15 protein-coding genes are annotated in these 19,082 nt (G+C 56.7%); 5 read left to right on the top strand and 10 right to left on the bottom strand.

Annotated features, from left to right (window positions below):
- Nucleotides 1-18: 18 nt before the first annotated feature.
- On the bottom strand, nucleotides 19-4,593 hold the full coding sequence (locus tag M9920_16040) for a hypothetical protein (protein MCO5053789.1): 4,575 nt from the start codon (nucleotides 4,591-4,593) through the stop codon (nucleotides 19-21).
- A 679-nt stretch (nucleotides 4,594-5,272) separates the two neighbouring features.
- Here M9920_16040 and M9920_16035 point away from each other — a divergent pair.
- Both M9920_16035 and M9920_16030 read left to right on the top strand, forming a co-directional pair.
- Complete coding sequence (locus M9920_16035; protein ID MCO5053788.1) at nucleotides 5,273-5,683, top strand: hypothetical protein; 411 nt, start codon at nucleotides 5,273-5,275, stop codon at nucleotides 5,681-5,683.
- Between the two features lie 270 nt (nucleotides 5,684-5,953).
- Complete coding sequence (locus M9920_16030) at nucleotides 5,954-7,141, top strand: ATP-binding protein (GenBank protein MCO5053787.1); 1,188 nt, start codon at nucleotides 5,954-5,956, stop codon at nucleotides 7,139-7,141.
- Between the two features lie 305 nt (nucleotides 7,142-7,446).
- Here M9920_16030 and def read toward each other — a convergent pair whose 3' ends face one another.
- From def to M9920_16015, 3 genes are all read right to left on the bottom strand, one after another.
- A complete protein-coding gene (gene def / locus M9920_16025) occupies nucleotides 7,447-8,079 on the bottom strand; it encodes a peptide deformylase (protein MCO5053786.1) in 633 nt (210 codons plus the stop codon).
- 84 nt (nucleotides 8,080-8,163) lie between these two features.
- On the bottom strand, nucleotides 8,164-9,291 hold the full coding sequence (locus tag M9920_16020) for a PfkB family carbohydrate kinase (GenBank protein ID MCO5053785.1): 1,128 nt from the start codon (nucleotides 9,289-9,291) through the stop codon (nucleotides 8,164-8,166).
- A gap of 112 nt (nucleotides 9,292-9,403) precedes the next feature.
- Entirely contained in the window at nucleotides 9,404-10,372 is a 969-nt protein-coding gene (locus tag M9920_16015) for a ParB/RepB/Spo0J family partition protein (protein ID MCO5053784.1), read from the bottom strand.
- Between the two features lie 543 nt (nucleotides 10,373-10,915).
- Here M9920_16015 and ric point away from each other — a divergent pair.
- From ric to M9920_16000, 3 genes are read left to right on the top strand one after another with little or no spacing between them, the layout of a single operon-like run.
- A complete protein-coding gene (gene ric, locus M9920_16010; protein MCO5053783.1) occupies nucleotides 10,916-11,650 on the top strand; it encodes an iron-sulfur cluster repair di-iron protein in 735 nt (244 codons plus the stop codon).
- 29 nt (nucleotides 11,651-11,679) lie between these two features.
- Complete coding sequence (locus tag M9920_16005; protein ID MCO5053782.1) at nucleotides 11,680-12,213, top strand: hemerythrin domain-containing protein; 534 nt, start codon at nucleotides 11,680-11,682, stop codon at nucleotides 12,211-12,213.
- 45 nt (nucleotides 12,214-12,258) lie between these two features.
- A complete protein-coding gene (locus M9920_16000; GenBank protein ID MCO5053781.1) occupies nucleotides 12,259-12,798 on the top strand; it encodes a nitroreductase family protein in 540 nt (179 codons plus the stop codon).
- 18 nt (nucleotides 12,799-12,816) lie between these two features.
- On the opposite strand, the gene M9920_15995 is transcribed toward M9920_16000, so the two are convergent.
- From M9920_15995 to M9920_15970, 6 genes are all read right to left on the bottom strand, one after another.
- Nucleotides 12,817-13,203, bottom strand: a complete 387-nt coding sequence (locus M9920_15995) for a hypothetical protein (protein MCO5053780.1) — start codon at nucleotides 13,201-13,203, stop codon at nucleotides 12,817-12,819.
- A gap of 30 nt (nucleotides 13,204-13,233) precedes the next feature.
- Complete coding sequence (locus tag M9920_15990; GenBank protein MCO5053779.1) at nucleotides 13,234-14,067, bottom strand: type II secretion system GspH family protein; 834 nt, start codon at nucleotides 14,065-14,067, stop codon at nucleotides 13,234-13,236.
- The gene (locus tag M9920_15985; protein MCO5053778.1) at nucleotides 14,064-15,086 is read right to left on the bottom strand and encodes a hypothetical protein; all 1,023 of its coding nucleotides are present in this window, start codon (nucleotides 15,084-15,086) and stop codon (nucleotides 14,064-14,066) included. The genes M9920_15990 and M9920_15985 overlap by 4 nt, the downstream gene beginning before the upstream one ends.
- A gap of 381 nt (nucleotides 15,087-15,467) precedes the next feature.
- A complete protein-coding gene (lpdA, locus tag M9920_15980; GenBank protein ID MCO5053777.1) occupies nucleotides 15,468-16,844 on the bottom strand; it encodes a dihydrolipoyl dehydrogenase in 1,377 nt (458 codons plus the stop codon).
- Nucleotides 16,845-16,859: 15 nt separating this feature from the next.
- Entirely contained in the window at nucleotides 16,860-18,095 is a 1,236-nt protein-coding gene (locus tag M9920_15975) for a pyruvate dehydrogenase complex dihydrolipoamide acetyltransferase (GenBank protein MCO5053776.1), read from the bottom strand.
- Between the two features lie 7 nt (nucleotides 18,096-18,102).
- Nucleotides 18,103-19,077, bottom strand: coding sequence for an alpha-ketoacid dehydrogenase subunit beta (locus M9920_15970; GenBank protein MCO5053775.1), 975 nt, complete (start codon nucleotides 19,075-19,077; stop codon nucleotides 18,103-18,105).
- Nucleotides 19,078-19,082 lie beyond the last annotated feature (5 nt).

Below are 19,082 nucleotides of genomic sequence, written 5' to 3'. Positions count from 1 at the left end.
CCAAATTGACTCGTTATTTCATTTGAGAATCCCGACCGGCAGCACCAGAACGCCTTTTTCGGCCCCTGCTTTTAAGAGCAGTTTGCTCGTCGGCTTGTCCATTCCGCGCAAGCTGACGAGCAGGACTGTCCTCGTGTAGCTATGTCGGCTGGCATAACCGGTGATTGCCGCCCACTGTCCCGGTTGTGTCGCCTTCTTTGGACCGGGAATTCCGTAAGAGCGCAGATATGCCTTTCCTGACAATTTGAAATCACCGATTAAGAGTCCTCTCCGAGTTTCGCCGTTGTCAAGCCGTGGTGTGCCAGGGCTAATAATAAAATCGGGCCTCGGTATGTTTCCACCCGGACGGCGAGCCGTTGCGCGATCTCCGCAGCCGATGCCATTCGAGTAAACATCCCCCGCCTTGTACAACGCCGTGTCCTTGCCTCGCACCCGTGGTTCAAGCCATAGCCAATCTTTCGGGAGCGGCACATAACTGCAGATGAGATTTTCTGCCATCCGTTGGAACTCAATTCCTGCCTGGAGTGGATCAGTGCCGATGGCGCTGATCAACGCTTCATCAATCGGTAGCACCGTCTGGAGATAGCTGATGATTTGATTTGCAGTCCATTTCCCCATTCTCTTCAAGATCATCCTTCTTCCCACAGCCGAACCGACAGCCGCCTTCAAATCGTTGATGGTTCCAATGAGGTTCGAGAAGCTGATTTCGATGAGCGTAAATTGACCGCTCGGGTCAGAGTAAACGTGCGGGTTGTTGTAGGCAAAGGTGTAGGGATTCAATGATTCCGGCTCCTTGAACTCGCCTTCGTTGAGATTATCACGGCTCGTAAACCGCCCTAAACGCGGATCGTACTCCCTGGCCCGCATGTTGTACAGGCCCGAATCCGATTCGAGCCATGCGCGGTGGAACCGGAAATCGCCGCCTGTTCCCGTCGGCGGGTTTGTGCTTCCGCTCAATGAGCGGAAGTTTCCAAACCCATCGTAGCTGAAGGTCGCAATCGCGTTTCCGCTGCCGTCAGCCAGAGCCGCGATGCTGCCCATCGCGTCCTCCAGGTAATAGACCGCGTTGCCAGCAGCGTCGAATCGCAGCAACGGCTCATCACCCAGATACACGAAGCCCTGCTGAACGGTTCCACTGGCGTTCGCCACCAACAGCGGACTTTCCAAATCGCTGCCCGGTGTCGGGGCGACGAGCAGGCGACGCACGGTGCCGGAGGAATTTGTCGAAATCGTTCGCCTTCCGTTGGCGTCGTGCAGATACGTTGTCCAAGCGGCTCCGTTGGTGACAGCGGTCAATTGGTCGGCGGAGTTGTACCCAAAGCTTCGAGTCGCTCCATCGCGTGTCATTCCTGTCACGCGCCCGCCGTTGTCGTAGCTGTAGCTCTCGACGACCGCCGCTCCGTTCTTGACCTGCGTGATTCGGTAACCCGCGCTCACCGCATTCGTGAGCGTGTTCCCGCCCTTCAGCAGCCTGATGCGGCTTCCCGCAGAATCGTACCCGTAACCAATCTGCTCGATGAGCGCTCCGCCAGAAGTTCTGTACACCTCGTTGGTCAGCCGCAGGGCGGCATCGTACTGCAACTCGACATAGCTGCCGTCTTCGCGAGCGATCTTTGTCGGTTCACCACCGGCGGACCGCTCGTAAGTGAAGGATGCCAACGTCGCCCCTCCAAGTTTGTGAATCACGTTTGTCACCTGATCACGCCAGTTGTACTGCCATTCGGTTACGATGTTGTTCGCCAAAGTCCGTTTCGTTCGCCTGCCGACGCGATCATACTCGAAACGGTTCGTTCGATTCCAGTGGTCAATGACAGCCGTGATGTTACCCACGGAATCGTATTCGTACCGCGTCACGTAAGCGGTGCCGCCGGCAGTCGCCTTGTTGGTGATGGCCGTGATGCGGTCGAGCAAGTCCAGTTGATACCGCACGCTCGCCCCGCTCGGATAATCAATCCCCCACAACCGCCCGGCGGCGTCATACCGGTTGGTGGTACCGCCTGTGTTATCGGTCATCCTTGTCACAGCGTCGTTGCCGTTATACTCGAAGCTGGCGGTCTCTGTCATCACGCCATTTATTTTCGCCTGTCGATTCGTCAAGCGACCCGCAAAGTCATAGAAATTGGTCAGCAGCGTTCCGCTCGGCAGCCACACACCGCTCAGGCGGTTCGCGTCATTGTAAAGATTGGTTAGCGAATTTCCGTCGCCGAACTTGATGGTCTTCACGTTGTCCAAATCGTCATACGTGTAGCTGAGTTTTTCGCCCGTAGGACTCAGCACGTTGGTCAACGCGCCCGTCTCCGCGTCAAACTGGTTCGTCCACCACGTCGCCCCGCTCAAATCCGTCGCCCGAGACAACCGGCCCATCTCGTCATACTCATACCGCCGCGTCCGCCCGCCCTCATCCGTGATCGCCACGGGATATTCCTCCGCCTCCTGTTCCTCGGTGGTCATGCCCGCCAGATATTCGGTGTAGTTGGAACTCACGTTCATCCCCGACCGCCAGATGGTCGCAACCGGCAGGCCATGCGCCGAACGCAGGTCAATCGTCTGCCGTCCCAACGGGTCCGTCATCGTCGTGGTGGTCGAGCCGCCGCCGCAACATGCCCCGCCCGTGTCGTAGTCGTACAGCCATTGCCGCTGCAACGCATCGGTCATCGCCGCCAGCGAACCGTCCACGTTATACGCATAGCGGGTGAAGTAACCCAGCGCATTGGTCACCGCCACCCGCTGATTGGCGGCATCATAGCCATACGCATTGCCAGCCCCGGTCGTCAGATTCGTTGTCGCCACCGCGCGCCCGGCAAGGTCATAAACCGTGTAGGTCACCACCCCGATGGAATTGGTTTCATACTGCAATCGCCCGTTCACATCGTAGGCAAAACCGGGCGAGGAACCATTGGCCGTTTCCCACCCCGCCAACCGGCCCTGATCATCCAGGCGCCGCTCCATGTTCCCCAATGTTGGCCCGCTCACCGTCGTCCATTCGCCCTCACCCTCGAACCCGTAGTTGACGGAGATGTTGTTGCCGTAATCCGCGCCCGTTTCCCGGTTCAAGGCGTCATAGCTGATGGTGTTGGTTTGCCCGTTGTCCACCAGAGTCGTCAGATTGCCGTTGAGGTCGTAACCGCTCTCCACCACCTGTCCGAGCGAGTTGGTCATGAAGGTCAGGTTGCCCATCCCATCATAAGCATAGTGCAACGAGCCAAACTGGTCGGTTTCCGTTTTGGGCAAACCGTTGCCGTCGTATTCCGTGCTGGAAATCAGGTTGTTCTCCCCATCTGTGACGGCAATCAAATTCCCCGTGAGCGGATCGTAGATGTTGTTGATGACCGCTCCGGTCGGCAGTTGCACCCGGGTTTGATTGCCAAACTGGTCGTAGCTGAAATGCGTGGTGTAAGCCGCCGGGTCCGCCCCCGGCGGATGCGGCAACACCACGGCCAAAACATTGCCATCGGCATCGTTGGTGTAATACGTCGTGCGGCCCAAGGCATCGGTGCTGGTAAGCCGGTAGCCGTTGTCATCGTAGGTGAAGCTGTTGGTGTGGCCGAGTGGATCGGTCACCAGCAACACGTTGCCTCGGGAGTCATACTTGAACTGCGTCGCCGCGCCGGAACGGCCATATTGAATCTCCCGCCGGTTGGCCAGATCATGCTCGAACCGGCTGGTCTGGTCGCTGGCGTTTTTGATGGTCGTCAATCGCCCGAGGGAATCGTATTCATTTCGGGTCACCAGTTTGCCACGTGAATCCCGGATGCCGGTAATGTAATGCGGGAACTGGCTGTTCTCGTAGTAGTATTGATTGGTGAGATACGCGCCGGTCAGGCGATCCACCAGCTTCAGGACTTTGGCCAGGTTGCCGGCGCTGTCGTATTCGTATTTCAAGGCCGGCCAGCCCATTGGCAGGCCGTTTTCGTTCAGGCCCAGCGGGTCGCTGATGGCCGCAATGCGGCCCTGACCGTCGCGTTCAATCAAAATGGAGCGGGTGAGTTGGTTGCTGGCGTTGAAATGTTGAATCCGCAAATTGGGCTGGCCGAACGTCCCGATTTCATCCCGGTTGAAATAAATCCGATCGCCACCGCGTTGTCGGATTTCCGCCAGATAAGGTTTGCCGTAGGCTTCCACGTAAAAGCCGGAACTGGTGGGCTCGCCGATGTAAGCCGCCGCCTGCCCATCGCAGTCGTTGGACAAGAACGTGAATTCTCCCTGTAATTTCCGCTGGATGTAAAATTCCGTGCCGTCTTGCAAAGTCAGGATATAGCCGGGGAAATCAAAGCACTCGAACGGCGTTTCGCCGCCGGAATCCCGCCAACGGGTCGGACGGGTGAAAAAATCGTAACCACCAAGATCAGCGCCATACTTGTTGACTGGACGCAACTTGGCGGTCACGCCGGGGGGCGCTTGGTAACGTGGCAAGGCGCACAGGGATATTTCATCATCCGGGTTACACTTCCCCACCACCTCATAATAATAGAAGGTGACGCGTCGGCCAGTCAACTGGTAAAAGTAATTCGTGCCGGGGATTACATCCGTATCAATAAATACGTTGGTTGCCAGTCCGGTGAAAATCAGCTGGTAAGAATTCGTGTCATTCACACTGCGGCTTATGCTATAACTAGTTACATCGCTCGCCACATCCCAATTGAGAATAATTCCAGACGTATTTGCGTCTGCATAAAATCCAGTGGGGGTGTCTGGAGGCTCACAGCCATCTACAAATTGTACGCTGGCCTTGCGATAGCCATTGTAAGAAGCAAAGATTTCACAGGCGGTTCCTGCTGCCCCCGTCGTGTTAATGTTTGTGGTGATCAAACTTTGGCCTTCTGGTATGGTTACCGCTCCGTAATAGACACCGTTAGTTTTTAGCGATACGGTTGCTCCTCCAAGCGGAGCAGGATTGTCAATCGCCACAGTTAGCAAGACCATTTCCCCGGATGCGGGGGACATGTTGGTAGAAAGAATCAGGGGCAAAAGTACCGGTGCGCTCGGAATTGCTCCCTTGGACAAGACAGTGAAAGCGGCAGAACGCCCTGAAGCCCATTCCCGTTGTTTTACCCGCACTTCATAGCCCTGATCTGGCACGGCGTTGGTTGGAACAGTAATGATGTGCCCTTGAAAAAAGGTGTGATCTTCCTCTACATCCCAGCCATTGGGACTTCCGGAAGAAGCCACCACCTTTCCGCGAAATACCACATCCCAAGTACCGTTTAATGGGGAGTTACCGGAACCCAAAACAAAATCACGACAACGCCCCTGAGGAATCAAACGATCCATCATGGTGCAATATCTGCTCCCGCCGGGTTACACTTGGAGCAAATTCATCCAGAATGATTACGACTCGTTGGCGCGCTTAACCAACAGCATGCTTTATACCTCAATGGGCTTGATCAACCAGCATGGTTACGAAATGAATGCGGCCCATCAACGGACGCGGCAGACGTTTTCAGATGGGAATTCCGTTGGGAATGCGCATTTTGTGGACTACACCTATGACAGCTTCATCGAACGATGCCGTCATTTTTGCCTGTTAAAAATGCAGGGTGGCTTTTTTAACAAACTGAGCGCCGAGTCCCGCAACAAATGGCTTTGGATTCAGCGTTCTAAATTCAATGGCTGTGTCGGTGACTGCTCCAACCGAGCCCCATACGGGGTTTGGATGCTTCATTTTTACGTTTGCACATTGTAGCGATATTCGCTTCGTTGTGAAAACGCAATAAATCCGCAATCAGCCGGTCCGAATCAAAGTGAGATTTAGAAAAGTGCCGGTGCGAGCCGTTTTGGAGGGGTAAACAATTGGGAAACCTGAGCGTGCCTGTTTTGAGACCGGGGTGATAATCAGGCGACCGGCCAAGTTGCAACATGCTTGGTTCTCGGGTCCGCCAATGGGAAACCTTTAAGAAAAATTTGACCAAGCTTCTGTATTGAGTAATTTAACTCAGAGTATTGAGTAAATTGTATGACCCGCCAGACGCTCCATGACGAACTGCTGAAACGGCTCAAGGAAAAACGCCGCTTCTTGCAGGTGCTGGCCGGCCCGCGTCAGGTCGGGAAAACCACCTTGGCCAGACAGGTTATCAAGTCATCGAAGCTGCCCGCGCATTACGCCTCCGCCGACGAACCGTCCATGCGGGATCGCACCTGGGTTGAGCAACAGTGGGACGCTGCGCGATTGATGGCGCGCGAAGGCAAAACCGGCGCATTGCTGGTGCTGGACGAAGTCCAGAAAATTTCGGACTGGTCAACGGTGGTGAAATTACTGTGGGACGCGGACACGCACGCCGCTTTGCCGCTGAAGGTCGTTTTGCTTGGTTCTGCGCCGTTGCTCATTCAGCGTGGTTTGACGGAGAGCCTCGCTGGGCGGTTCGAGGTGATTGCCGTGCCGCACTGGTCGTTCGCCGAAATGCGGGAAGCCTTTGGTTGGAATCTGGAGCAATACATTTTCTATGGCGCATATCCCGGCGCGGCCGAATTGATCACGGAGCCGGAACGGTGGCGGCGGTATATCGTGGATGCCCTCATTGAGACCACGATCTCACGCGACATTCTCTTGCTGAATCGCGTGGACAAGCCCGCGCTGTTACGACAATTGTTCCATCTTGGTTGCGTCTATTCCAGCCAGATTCTTTCCTATCAGAAAATGCTCGGCCAGCTTACGGACGCGGGCAACACCGTCACGCTCGCACACTATTTGGAATTGCTCCAAGGGGCGGGCATGGTCGCGGGGCTTTCCAAGTATGCTCATGGACTCGTTCGCCAGCGCGGGTCGAGTCCAAAATTGCAGGTGCTCAACACGGCGTTGATGACCGCGCAGGACAACCGGACAGCGGCAGAAGCCCGGCAGGATGGCAATTATTGGGGTCGGTTGGTCGAGTCCTGCGTCGGGGCACACCTGCTTAACACCAGCTTCGGCACCAACATCGAGTTGACGTATTGGAGGGAACGGAATCAGGAAGTGGATTTCATCCTGCGCCGGGGTAACACAACCGTGGCCATCGAAGTGAAAAGCGGACGGCGTGCTGAATCGTTGCCGGGGATGGCGGCTTTCGCCACGCATTTCAAACCCAAGCGCAAACTCCTCGTGGGTGGACAGGGAATTGAACTGGCTGAATTTCTAACGAAGCCGGCCAGTCATTGGCTGCAATAGTCTTTTTTCGGGGGGGGAATGACTTTCCCGCGCGTCAAAGCGAGTGACGACGATGCTTTGGTTGCCCACAGGCACAAGCCGATGTTCCGCGACTTGGATTCTACCCCGGCTCTCGTTCGGGAGTGAGCAGTATCGGCAAGCCGTCGAAGCGGCGGCGGGCAAAGTGGGCGATTCGTTTGACCGTCTCGACAAAATGGGGGCGGCAGGTCCGCAGTCGAGTCAGATGCGAGTCAAACGATTCGGCGCGACCTCCCGGATGGGCGTTGGTGCCGCGCGGCGAGTTCAGTCGCTATTGTTGCGATGCGTTATTTCTTTTTGTGCGCCAGTTCGAGCGCCGCTTTGGTTTCCGTTTGCAGCGCGTCCAGTTCAGCGCGGATTTCGTCCTTCGATTTGCGGTCCATGCGGTCAATGAACAAAATCCCATTCAAATGATCCGCCTCGTGCTGGACGGCGCGCGCCAGCAATCCGCCGCAGCGAAAAGTAAACGACTCGCCCTTGGCATTCCACGCTTTGACCGTGATGGCTTCGGGGCGCAACACGTCGCCGTAAAGTTCTGGAAAACTCAAACAGCCTTCCGGTCCCAGCACCGGATCGTTCAGAGGTTGAATTTCGGGATTGATCAGCACCAACGGCATGAATTTCTCCACGTCCAGGACTTTGCCATCCACTTCCAACGTGGAGGGGCGATCTTTGACACCGCGCAAATCCAACACGGTGATTTGAAGGGCGCGTCCGACTTGTTGCGCCGCCAGTCCAATGCCCTTGGCGGCATACATCGTCTCGAACATATCCGCGATCAACTGGCGATGCTCCGCTGTAACCGTTTCGAGCCGCGGCCCTTTCTGGCGCAGCATCGGATGACCGTATTTAACCACTTCCAAAATCATGCGACAGGAGGCTTTGAGCCGGCGCGGGCGAAGTGCGACGGACAATTCCAATCACGGCGATGGCTGATTTTCAAATTCATTCAGTGGATGCGGAGTGGAATTTTCTGGAGGGTCGAGGTAACGATGAAATTGGGTTTACGCTTTGAGGGGCCAGTTTTGCTGAAAGTTGGCCACGTCCGTCACGCTGGGACTCTGGCCGGTGCGGACGTAAAATCCGCTGGTGCTCACGCCGGTCAACAAAGCTTGCGCGTTGTTTAAGCCGAGCAATTTTCCGAGGCAGAATCCGGCGTTGAAGTGATCGCCCGCGCCCGTGGTGATCAGCGGTTTGGGCGTGTAGGGTCCTTCCACCAACGCGGTATCCCCGGCGCTCACGGCCAGCGCGTAACTGACCGGATGCACAACCACCGTGTTGATTTGGAGTCGCGCCTGAATTTGCCGTGCCAGCGCCGACAACCCTTCCGGCGTGCGTTGGTTGGTGTCTAATTCCAGGTGCGCGCCGATTTCATACGCTTCCTTCTCATTCAGGCCGAGAATCGCATCGAAGTATTGTTCAAAACCGGTGATGAGCTTCAACGCGCGCAACACATCGGCATGCGTTCGCTTTTCCGGATCGGCAAGGTCGAAGAAAATTTTTCGGCGCGGTCCGGTGAGCCGTGGACAAACCTCCTTTTGCACCGCTTCCCAGATGTCGTTCATGCCGGTCAACATCGTCCAATTCGCGAAGCCCAGGAATTGCGCCTGTTGCATTCGGGCCGTCAATTTTTCCAGGCCAAACCGGCTTTTGAGATTTTCCCAATTGACGTCATAAAGCGACGCCAGTTTGCCACACATGATCTTGCCGTCGTCGAACTCCAACGCATCCGTGTAACCCGGTTCGGCCAGCGTGTGGACTTCGGCGCGTTGCGTGAAATCTGAGAACACCGGATGGATGTTGGGATAACCGAGATTCCCGAGGTAACAGACCCGCATTCCGAAACTGGCCAGGGCGTTGGCCATGATCGGACCGTTGCCGCCTAGTTTGGTTTGCCGCCGGATCAGTTCCACGTTGGTACTCTTGCCGGCTGCGTGCGCCAATCGTTCCGCGTATTGGGCGATGGTGGGCAGGCGGGTGTATTTCTCGGCGCTTTCGCGTTTGTCCACGACGTGCAGAATCTCATCCACGAAACCGTCCAAGCCCACGAACGCGTGCAGTGCGGTCACTTGAGTGCCGTGAGTTTGGAGCTGGCCCGCGGTGGCGGCGCGTAATTCAGGAGTATTGGTCATATTCAATTCGAAAAAACGATCTTTCAAATACACGAAATCCCCGGGCGAACGCACGGAAAAATTCCGCGAGACAAAGCGACAGCTCGCGAGGCAGGGCGGTGCGGTGGCGGATTCAATCGGGGTTGATGCCCAGGATTTGCAACACGCCTTCCAGTTCCGCCTCGCTAAAGAAGGAGACCTCCAGTTTCCCTTTGCCGTTTTGATAGTGCAGGGCAACCTTGGTGCCGAGCCGCTCGCGGATTTTATTTTCCAGATTCGCGACGTGAGCGTCCGCGGACACGATCGGACTGGCGGACTTTCGCGCCGGTCCCCTGGCTGTGAGTTTGGCCACCAGCCCCTCGGTCTGCCGCACGTTCAACCCTTCCTTGATGATCCGCTCTGCTGCGGCGCCTTGTTGCAACGGATCGGTCAGTCCCAGAATGACCTTGGCGTGACCGACGGAAAGTCGTCCGCCACGAATAAACTCCTGCACGTCGCCCGGTAGTTTGAGCAGTCGCAGCGCGTTTGCGACGACCGTCCGGCTTTTGCCCACCTTGGCTGCTGCCGCTTCCTGCGTCAGTTGAAACTGATTGATCAATTGGGCGAATCCGAGCGCTTCCTCGATGGCGTTCAAGTTCTCGCGCTGCAGATTTTCGATGAGCGCCATCTCTAGGACCGCGCGATCATCGGCTTCCCGGACAATGACGGGCACTTCGGTCAAACCCGCCAGTTGCGCGGCCCGCCAACGGCGCTCCCCGGCGATCAATTCAAACTGCCCGTTTTGCATCCGGACGATCAGGGGCTGGACGATGCCACGTTCCTTGATTGAATCCGCCAGCTCTTGCAACGCTTCGACGGGGAAATCCTTACGCGGCTGAAAGGCGCAGGGTTTTACCTGATTGACCGGCACGCGCCGCACCAGGTCGCGCGATCCTGAACCCGGCGTCAGCGTGCTCCCCGAGCTGACGGGGATGGCGCTCGATGGCGTGGTATTCGTGGATTCGGTAATGACGGGAGACGGCACGCCCGGCGCGGGTTTGGAAACGGCCGAAGAGCCACTTAACAACGCGCCAAGACCGCGACCCAAAGCCGGTTTTGACATGCGTCAAGACTGTCGAACCACGGTGGGCTTGTCAATGACCACTCTGGCGTAAACCTGCGTTACGGATGTTGGGCTTGGTGCACGGCAGAGCCAGGAGCTACGCAAGTGAATTTTTATTTTGGTTGTAATCGAATGGGGGCAAGCCTTGCAGGCATTTCACCGCTATGAACAAGTCTGTATGCACATTATCAAAGTTCTCCAAGCCAACCTGCTCCCGGAGGGTTGTGAACCGTCGGGTATGCTCACCCCATTCAGTAACCACCGATTGGAAGCTGCGGCAGCGACATCCGGTTGGAGAAAAGTGCATGACAAGCTGCTGTCGGAAAATTGGCTTCACGGACTATGTAGTGATTATACAGAATGAGGTTAAAAGTATGTGTAAGTCTCTTTGGGCCAACAAATTAAAAGCGTGGAATAAATCCGGATATTTTCGCTCTCTCGTCCTCGCTTTTGGATATTTTCGCCGTTAACAAAAGCTGAAAAATTGTCGCGATGTTAAAATATGCACTTGAAATACATATTTACCGCCGCTAGCGTTTCTCCATGCTAAATATTACTGCTGAAACTACGATTGGAGACATTGTTCGCACGGCGCCGGCTACGTCGCGCATCTTCGACAGTTTGAAAATTGATTTTTGTTGTGGCGGCAAAAAGTCGCTGGCCGACAGTTGCAAAGAGCGCGGTCTCGACGTGAATACGGTCGTGGCCATGCTGGCAGCCATCGGGCAGATGGACCAAGCAACTGGAACGAATGTGGACGGCATGACGTTGACGGAACTGTGCGAGCACATTCAAGAAGCGCATCACGCTTATTTGCGCGAGGAACTGTCCCGGTTGGATTTCATGACGCGCAAAGTTTTGGCGGTGCATGGCGAGCACGAGCCGCGATTGATCGAACTGCGAAAGGTTTTTGAAGGCTTCAACGCCGAGATGACCACGCATACGGATGAGGAGGATGAAAGCGTGTTTCCGGCGATCTGCGAATTGGAAGTCAAGGAGGCTGGCGAAAGAACCTCGAAGTTAAACCTGGCCGAGACGCTGGCGAAGATGGAGCACGAGCATGATAGCGCGGGCGAGGCTTTGGAAAAATTCCACGATTTGACGGATAACTTCACCGCCCCCGAGTGGGCGTGCAACACCTTCCGAGCGCTGTATGATGCCTTGAAGCAATTGGATGGCAACATGCATCAACACATCCACAAGGAGAACAATGTCCTGTTTCCGAAAGCGCGTAAAAAATTGGCCGCGCGTCCGCAGCCAGTCCCGGCGAATGCTTGAAGTGCATGGGGCGTAGCCGCGTGAAGGTTGTGCGACGGAATCCAGGCCCGCGCCTGGCGGCATCGCTGGAAGTGATGCCGCTGCCGCAGTTGTGTGATCGGCTCGAAACCCGACAGCAGGTTTTGTTGCGGTGTGAACTGGCGCGACTCGAAGCATTGATTCAAGCCATCATTGCCAAAGCGGAACGCGTGTCTCCGCAACTTCGACGGCTGGAAAAAGCGTTCAAGGTATTCCGATTGCGGTTGATTGCACACCTGCGCGACGAAGCGCAGGTCGTCTTTCCGCAAGCTCGGCGACCGAAAGGAGTGGCGTCCGGAAAAACCGCTTCAGTCCAATTGCTGCGCCGCCGTGCGGCACGTTGGAAGCAGCAGCATTTTGAGGTGGACGAGGCGATTGCTGAATTGCGAAGTCTCGCCAACGAGGTGGCTGCAGCGCCGGCGGCGAGCGGGCAGAGCCGCGTCTTGCGCCTGGCGCTCGCCCGGTTCGAGCGACTCATCCATGAGCAGATGTATGAGGAAAACCGGTTTCTCTTTCCACGCGCCCTGACCGGACGGCCCGCTTGAGAGATGCGTGAGTACGTGCCGCGGTGCCAACGGATTCGTTTTACCATGAAAGTCATTGAAGCCATTGAGCGACGACGCGAGATTACGCGTTTTCAGCCGACCGTTATTCCCGAGGCGACGGTACAAACGCTGGCGCACGCATTGCACTTGTCTCCAGCCGGCAACAACTCGATCTCGCGCGAATACATCATCATGCGCGATCGCCGCCGCTTGGACCTCTTGGCGGAAACCACCCCGTACATGGCTTGGTTGCGGGCGGCGCCGCTGGGCGTGGTGATCGTAGCCAATCCGAGCGTGAGCAAATACTGGCTGCAAGACGCCACGCTGGCGGGCGGCTTCCTCTGGCTGGCCGCGGTGGAAGCAGGTTTAGGGATGGCTTGGGGAGCGGTTTATCATTCCGAAGACGCCGCTGAATCCGCACGCCGCGAGGATCACGTGCGCAAAGCTCTGGATATTCCGGCCAACAAACGGGTGGTCGCCATTCTGGGCCTCGGTTATCCGGCGATGGAACCTGGGCCTAAAAAATTGCATCCCAAGAGCGCAGTGCTGCACTTCGAATGTTACCCGAGCGCGCCGGTGACATAAGTCTCGGAGCGGCTGAACCTATTTTTGCCAGCGCACCAAACTGACGGTAACCCGCGCCATAACGTCGGATAAGCGGTTCGTCGTGGGCACGAATACAGACGTTTCCCTGGTTTCTCCCGGCATGATGGCGGCGGCACTGGCGAGAGGATTAACGGCCAGGATGGTTCCGTTGGTTTGTTGCAGCGCGACTTGAAACACCACTTGTTCGGCCGGGTGCGAACGATGGTTGGTCAGACGACAGGTTACGGACGATCCACCGTTCGTTGGCGCTAATCGTAGCACGACGGTTTCAAGCCCCTGGATATCCCGCAGCGCGTTTTCCGAAGGCGTGGAGCGCGGCCATAGTCTGATTCCCCAGATGCCCAGTGCAACGACCGCAACCGCGATGGCAACCCAAGTTTTCATGTCCGCCGCGCCCGGAGGAAGGCTCGGGCTTCAGTAGAAGGGATTCGCTTCATTAGGCACGGTATCCACACCGGCATAGCCCGCGCCGTACGCGAAGACGTTGACGAACTCGAAGTGGCCATCAAGAAACCAGGCGTTGGCCCACAGTTGACTTGGATCGGATTTGTACCATTGGGCGCGAGGACTGAGGGCAACCACCCCGCTCATGGTGCGATAAATGGGAATGCTACCCAGAACCACTTTTTTCGATGGTTGCCGATAGAAACTCGTGGTCAACGATTCACCCAACGGCAGGGGGCGGGATTCGAAATCGTGATAAGAAAATTCCGGGCCGACAAATTTGGCAATGCCCATGGGCGCAATGACGCCGCCCATGCGATTGTAGCCGGACGCATAAAAATAACTGCTCCCGTAAAGTTCGTAACAGGTGGCTTTGGCTTGATACGGAGCGGTATCGAACCACCATAACGGCTCACCACGATCGCATGAGGAACTGAAGACCTTTACGTTCGAGAGGTAGGAATTCAACGGACGCTGATCGGCGCTCAGCGAACCTCCAAACATGCGCGCCGGTAACCAGGGGTCGGTGTCGGGCACAATGCCTTGGGGGCCGCCCAATTCTTGCGAGCTGGCTTGCGGCATCCGATTGTGCGCGTCATTGGCATACATCAGCACCCCGAGACCAATCTGGCGAAGGTTGCCCTGACACTGCACCCGCCTCGCCCGCGCTTTCGCTTGCGCCAAGCCGGGCAACATCAATCCCGCGAGGATGGCAATGATGCCGATGACGATCAGCAGTTCCAGCAACGTAAACCCATGACGATCTGGTCGCGCTTGAGAATTGAGATCAAAACCGGGTTTCACGGAGTTAACGCAATGACGCGGTAAAATTGCTGACCGGGAGCGGGAGTCGCATCCGTCCATTCCACCGTTTCGGATGTCGGATAGGTGAAGGTTGGAGTGGTGATGGTATCCCACGAAATCAAATCGCTGGACCGTTGGATTTGATACGCCTGGGCAGCGCTGCCGGTGAATTGGATCACGGGTTGGCTCTCTTCAAAGCGCAGCGAAAGAATGTTCGGCAGTGCGGCCAGCGTCTGCGTGCTGTAGGCAAAGGTTATATTCCCGACCAATCCGCCGGTGCTGATGGGCAAGCCGGTTTCGGCGTAATCGGGATGAGTTTTTTCCATCTGGGTCAGCAGCAAATAAGTGGCGTTACCCGGCAACCGTGGCGCAATTTGCGTCAACAGATATTCCTTCAGATCACCACTGTAAAAGCCCGTCGCGCCGGTGAGTGCAACATCGGATAATCCATCGGCAGTCAGGCGGTTTACCGGGATCAGGTGGCCCGTTTGCTTTTTGTCATTGAAGGTGGCGTCAATATCGTCCGGGCTGGGATCCCCGTCTGCGTTGGTGGCAAAATAAAAATCAATTTCGTATTCAATGGACCAGTTGGCGCTGGCACTGGCCTGCCAAGAACCGGAGTTACCGAGGCCATCCACGTTGAAAAGGTCGTTATCGGTGGCGGGACTGTCCGGTCCAACCAAAAATTGATTCATGGCCATCATCGCGCTGGCCTGACCATTGTACGCCAGCGCTTTTACCGTGGCGGTCCAATTGGCGCCACTGGCGGGTTCCAGCTCAAGTGTGAGCGAACCGGAAAGTGACGGGGCCAAAGCGAAGCCATTCGGTCCCGCAACGCCGGGCGGATCCACCAGGTTGTGGCTGAGTCCCCCGAGCTGGTTGTTGCCCGCCGGCAGTACATTGTCGTCGCTGGTGAACAGCAACCAATCGCCGGAACCCGCTGAGGGTTTGAGTCCGACGGCAGAAGGCAACGCCTCGGTGGCCGCGGCATCGTTCCAAGTCAGCAGTTGGAAATTCAAAGTCGCTGCGTCAACGACGCTCAGAGCGCAGCTCGCACCACAGCACAGGGCCAGAAGTTTCGCAAAGCAGGTGATGCCCGCGATTCGAGTTTTGCTCGGAGTCTGGGTTGCGGTTGGAGTGGTCCGGGATATCTGCGGCTTGGAATTCTTGCACAACATACCGGGTCAGTATGGGTTGAAAACCAGGCGCATGCCTGCTGTAGCTTGCGCTTTTTTAACGGTGGCTTGCGGTTTGCTTGGAAATTCAGAACTTCCGCGCCAAACCAATCGCGCGGCCTTGTCTGAGTTAAAACCAATCAGACGATAACCAACTCGTCGCGCTTATGATCTCCATCACGCCACCACCGGTTGGCGGACGTCGTGACGCCCGGCTGACGCCGATCAAATGTGAATGGCCGAACTAAACGCTTGTCCGGTGGCTTCATGCACGGCTTCACTCAGCGTCGGATGCGCATGAATGGTCGCTTCGATTTCTTCGTGCGTTGCTTCGAGTGTCAGAGCAAGGCCCAACTCGGCAATCATTTCCGTGGCTTCCGCTCCGACGATGTGCGCGCCCAGCAATTCGCCGTGCGGTTCACCGAAGATCAGCTTTACGAAACCATCCACCGCGCCGACGGCCCGAGCTTTGCCGCTCGCCGCGAACGGGAATCTGCCCACCTTGAATTTCAGTCCTTGTTCCTTGGCGGCGCGTTCCGTCAGCCCCACGCTCGCCGCCTGCGGCTGGCAATAGGTGCAGCTCGGGAAGGCGCTGATTTTCTTGGGCGTATGCTTGGTGAACATGCCTTCCACGGCTTGAATCGCTTCGTAACTGGCGGTGTGCGCCAGCAGAGGAGGGCCGGTGATGTCGCCCGCCGCGAACACGCCCGGAACGCTGGTTTGGTAGCGCGCATCGGTTTCGATGTAACCGCGCTGCGTCAGTTTGACCGGCAGGCCGCCGGGCAGCAGCGGTTGCACTCCGATGGCGACGAGGCAAAGTTCCGCTTCCAAGGTTTCCGATTTTTTGCCTTCAACGGTGATCTTCACACCTTTGGCCGTCGTTTCAGTTTTAACCACCTTGGTGCCCGCCAGCACGTTGATGCCTTGTTTAGCGAAAGCCTTCTCCAGCGTTTGCGAAACTTCGGTGTCTTCCAACGGCAGCAGGTTGGGCATCATTTCCACCAGCGTGACCTTGGTGCCGAACGCGTTGAAAAAGTAGGCGAACTCCACACCGATCGCGCCCGCGCCGATGATGATGATGTCTTTGGGCTGCTTTTCCAGTGCCAGCGCTTCACGGCTGCCGATGACGGTTTTGCCATTGAAGGGAAAGCCCGGCATCGGTCGGGATACCACGCCCGTGGCCAGCAACACTTTTGCGCCTTCCAGCTTCTGAGTTTTGCCGTCGGAGGATTTTACCTGCACCACGCCCGCCCGTTCCAAGGAGCCTTCGCCCCGGACGTAATCCACTTTGTTTTTCTTGAACAGATACTCAATGCCGGCCGCATTCTTATCCGCCACGTCGCGGGAGCGCTTGATCACCTTTTTCCAGTCGTAGCGCAGATTATCGAAGCTCAGTCCGAATTCTTCGGCGCGATGCTGCATCAGGTGGTAAAGCTCGGCGTTGCGCAGCAGCGATTTGGTGGGGATGCAACCCCAGTTCAAACAGGTGCCGCCCGCGCGCTCTTTTTCCACGCAGGCCACTTTTTTACCCAGTTGCGCCGCGCGAATGGCCGCGACGTAACCCGCCGGGCCGCCACCAATGACAATCAGATCGTAACTCATAAATTCAGCAAGGCTTTAGAACAGCATCCACACGGGATTTTCCAGCAACTGACGCAGTTCGGCCAGGTATTGCGCACCGACCGCGCCGTCCACCACGCGATGATCGGCGCTTAAACCGATGGCCATACGCTGGCCGACAACCACTTCGTCGTTCGCGTTCACCACCGGTTTTTTTACAATCGCGCCAATGGCCAGAATCATGGCCTGCGGCGGGTTGATCACGGCGGAAAAGCTTTCAATACCGTAGCTGCCGAGATTGGAAACGGTGAGGGTGCCGCCCTGATATTCCTCCGGTTTCAATTTCTTGTTGCGGGCCCGCGACGCCAGATCCTTCACCGTGTCGCTGATTTCCCGCAGCGATTTGGTCTGCGCCTGACGGATCACCGGGGTTACCAAACCGTCCTCGACGGCCACGGCCACCGACAAATGCACGTCGCCATATTCAATAACGGCATCGCCGGCGAACGAGGCGTTGACGCGCGGAACGCGCGCGGCGGCCATGGCCACCGCCTTCAAAATGAAATCGTTGATGGTCAGCTTGCCCAATCCCAACTGCTCGAAATGGGCGTTGGTCTGCGCGCGCAACTTCAGCAGTTCACCCGCATCAATCTCAATGTTGAGATAAAAATGCGGAATCTGCGTTTTGCTGGCGAGCAAACGCTCGGCAATGATTTTGCGCATACCCGTCAGCGCAATGCGGCGATCGCCCTTGCCGGCGGGCGCGGCGGAAATCGTCGGTGCGACGGAACGCGCAGCGGTACCGCCCGGTTGAGATTCGATATCACGCGCCACGATTCGTCCGCCGGGACCTGACCCGCGGATGGCGCTCAGATCAAGTCCTTTGGCCGTGGCGATTTTCTTCGCCAATGGTGAGGCCTTGACTCGTCCGCCGCTGGAAGCCGCAACGGGCGCTTTCGCTTCACCAGGAGTTGCCGTCGGTTTTTCAGAACCGGTAGTCGGGGTGACCGCTGGTTTGGCGGCGGCCGGTTTGGCGTCCTTTGTGGGTGCGGCTTCTCCCGCGCCCAACAGTAGAGCCAGATTGGCGCCGACCAGAGCTTTGCCGCCGTCCGGAACATAAATTTCCTTGAGCGTGCCTTCATCAAACGCCTCCAGTTCCATCACGGCTTTGTCGGTTTCAACTTCGGCCAACACGTCGCCAACACTTATCTTGTCGCCGATGGCTTTGCGCCACTTGACCAACGTACCTTCGGTCATCGTGTCGCTTAATTTGGGCATTTCAACGTAGGGCATAGTCGGATCAGACGAGGCTTAAAACTTTTTCCACCACGCGTTCGGGAGTGGGCAACTGAAGTTTCTCGAGACGCGGACTGTAAATGGCCGGCGCGTCCAGCGAGCAAACGCGCAGCACCGGCGCATCCAGATCATCAAATGCTTTCTGTTGAATGATCGTGGCGATTTGGGCGCTAACCGCACAGAACGGCTTGTTTTCATCCACCAACACGGCGCGGTGCGTCTTGCGCACGGAACGCAAAATTGCGTCTTCATCGAGCGGACGAATCGAGCGGAGGTCCACCACTTCCGCATGAATGTTATGTTCTTGAGCCAGCAACTCGGCCGCTTTGAGACTGGTAATTGTGGCGCGACCGTGGGCAATCAGTGAGACATCCGCGCCTTCGCGTTTCACATCGGCGACTCCGAGTGGAATCAGGTATTCTTCCTCCGGCACCTCCCACGTTTCACCGTAAAGCAGGGTATTTTCCATGACGAAAACGGGATCGTCATCTCGAATCGCCGTCTTCATCAAACCTTTGGCGTCATAGGCCGTAGCCGGACAAACTACTTTGATGCCGGGATTATGCGCGAGGATGCTTTCGGGAGTGTGCGAGTGCGTGGCGCCGACGTTCGTGCCGCCGTTGGCCGGACCGCGAATCACCATCGGCAGATTCACCAAGCCGCCGGACATATAACGAATGCAACCAGCGTTGTTGACCACCTGATCGTAAGCAACAAACGCAAAGCTCCAGAACATCAATTCCACCACGGGTCGCAATCCCATCATGGAAGCGCCGACGCCCAATCCCACAAAGGCCGCTTCGCTGATCGGCGTGTCCCAAACGCGCTTGTCTCCGAAGCGCTTCCACAGCCCCTCGGTCACCTTGTAAGCGCCGTTGTATTGGGCCACTTCCTCGCCGAGAATGACGACATTTTCGTCGCGGGTCAGTTCCTCGGCCAAGGCGTCGTTTAATGCTTTGCGGTAAGTAATGACGGGCATAAACA

The organism is Verrucomicrobiia bacterium (assembly GCA_023953615.1).
GTDB lineage: Bacteria > Verrucomicrobiota > Verrucomicrobiia > Limisphaerales > JADLHS01 > JADLHS01.
Note: the sequence above shows the minus strand (reverse complement) of the source record. Positions and strands in the feature narration are given on the sequence as shown.